We start from the raw sequence: 2,249 nt of genomic DNA, 5'->3' as shown, positions 1-2,249 counted from the left end.
CGGCTATGGGGTCGCCTTCTGGCTGCCGTCCTTCTTCGAGCGCAGCCTGGGCATGGGCCTGGTGGACCGCTCTCTATTCCTGGGCTCGATGACCCTGGTGGGCGGTGTGCTCGGCGTCTGGGCGGGCGGCTGGCTCGGCGACCGGCTGGGGCAGGCGAGGCCGCAGGCCTATCTGCTCGTCCCGGCCGTGGCCTTCCTGATCGCGCTTCCGTGCTTCTTCATGGCCGTCCAGGCGACCAGCCTGCCCGTGGCCTTCGTACTGTTCCTGATCCCGACGGGCCTGAACCTGGTCTGGCTCGGGCCGGTCATCACTGCAGTGCAGCACCTGGTTCCAGCGGCGCAGCGGTCCACCGCCTCGGCCTGCTTCCTGTTCGTGAACAACCTCATCGGCCTGGGACTCGGCACCTGGTTCTTCGGCGCGGTCTCCGACGCGCTGACCCCGCGGTTCGGGGCCGAAGCTCTGCGCTACGCCATCTATTCGGGCCTGGGCTTCTATGTGCTCAGCGCCGCCCTGTTCGGGCTGGCCGCGCTGCGGCTGCGCCGCGACTGGGTGGCCTAGGACAGGATGTCGCAGGAATTCCACTTCAGATGAAATTTCACTTGATTTTGTGCGCTGCAGCGTGAAAGTGGATCTCGCCCTTCGGGGCGTTTCCTCCCTATGAACTGGCCGCGCCCGCAACGGCGCGGCCTTTTTTTTTGGCCATGGCGGGGCGTGGCGGCGTAGCGTCGCGGCATGCTAGACCGCACGATGATTCCGCTCGTCCAGAGGAGCCCTTCGTGAAATCCGGCTTGATCGTCCTGAGCCTCGCCGCCGTCCTCCTCGCCTCGTGCGACCGCAAGGCCGAGACGCCTGCGGCCCCCGCGGCCGCCGGTCCGGCCGCGCCGGCGACGGAGCGGGCGGCTTCGGTGCGTTGGAACCCCACCGCCGGCGCGTTTGAAATGGGCGGCGTTCCCCTTCGCACGGCCAAGCTCTGGACGTTCGACGGCTCCACCGACGGCTTCACGGGCGTGGGCAGCCAGCTGGCGCCCGCCGATGGCCAGGGGCTCGCCGTCACCATCGCCGATCCCACGGTCCGCTCGCCGCGCGGCCTGGCGATCCCCGGCGGCCAGTATCCGCTCGTGATCGTGCGCCTCACCCGCGTGGGCGCGGGCGAAGCCTGGGACGGCGCGCTCTACTATTCCACCGCCGCCCACGGCGAGGGGATCAGCTGGCTCGGCAAGCCCGTGGACAACGAGGCGCCCAAGCTCAACGAGACCGTCACCCTGGTCTACGACATGCGCCGCCAGGCGCAGGGCGGTCCCGACTGGACCCAATCGATGATCGACCAGATCCGCCTGGACATCGAGGACCGCCCCGGCGGCCGCTTCGTGATCCACCAGGTGGCCATCGCGGAAAACCCGAACCCGCCGCCGGCCGACCCGGCCGTGGCGGCGCCCGCCGCAGATCAGGCCCCCACGCCGGCGCCCAAATCCTAGGGATCCGGCGTCGGGGGGCGGCGGATGGTCTTCAGTTCGGTCATCTTCATCTTCTATTTCCTGCCGGTCTTCCTGGTGGGCTACTACGCATCGGGCTGGCGCGCGGGAGCCCTCCTGGTCGGCAGCGCCGCCTTCTACGTCTGGGGGGAGGGCGCCTACGTCTTCCTGCTGGGCGGGCTGATCGCCCTGAACTACGCGGGCTCGCTGGCCATAGCCGCCGCGAAGACCCCCCGCGGACGGCTCGCCCTGCTCGTGAGCCTGGTCGTCGCCGACTTCGCCGTCCTGGCCTGGTTCAAGTACGCCGGCTTCATCGCGGCGAACCTCAACACGGCCCTGCCGGGCGACCCGCTGCCGGCGATCGAGACGACCCTGCCGCTGGGCATCTCCTTCTTCACGTTCCAGCTGGTCAGCTACGTCGTGGACGTCCATCGCGGCACGGTGAAGGTGGAGCGCGACCCGTTGCGCTTCGCCGCCTACATCCTGATGTTCCCGCACCTGATCGCCGGGCCCATCGTCCGCTACGCCGACATCCGCGACGAGATGCACGCCGACCGCCGCAAGAGCGGTCACATCGGCCTGGGCGTGCAGTACTTCATCGTGGGCCTCGCCCAGAAGGTGCTGGTGGCCAACACGGTGGCGGCGCTGGCCGACCATGCGTTCGGCCTGGAGGGGACCGCGCTCACCGCCACGGCCGCCTGGCTGGGCGCCTGGGCGTACACCCTGCAGATCTACTTCGACTTCTGCGGCTATTCGAACATGGCGATCGGCCTGGC

At 69.4% G+C, this 2,249-nt stretch carries 3 protein-coding genes; all 3 read left to right on the top strand.

The features are described from left to right. The coding region (locus tag V7D28_RS14970) for an MFS transporter (RefSeq protein ID WP_333588178.1) at positions 1-559 on the top strand (559 nt) is incomplete at its 5' end. 218 nt (positions 560-777) lie between these two features. Then, positions 778-1,476 carry a hypothetical protein gene (locus tag V7D28_RS14965; protein ID WP_333588177.1) on the top strand — a complete coding sequence of 233 codons (699 nt, stop codon included), beginning with the start codon at positions 778-780 and terminating at the stop codon, positions 1,474-1,476. A 24-nt stretch (positions 1,477-1,500) separates the two neighbouring features. Continuing rightward, positions 1,501-2,249: MBOAT family O-acyltransferase (locus V7D28_RS14960; protein ID WP_442957950.1), on the top strand; the 749-nt coding region annotated here is incomplete at its 3' end.

The sequence above is a fragment of the Phenylobacterium sp. genome, from assembly GCF_036723115.1.
Lineage (GTDB): Bacteria > Pseudomonadota > Alphaproteobacteria > Caulobacterales > Caulobacteraceae > Phenylobacterium.
The sequence above is the reverse complement of the archived record's forward strand: the minus strand, read 5'-3'. Positions and strand labels throughout refer to the sequence as shown.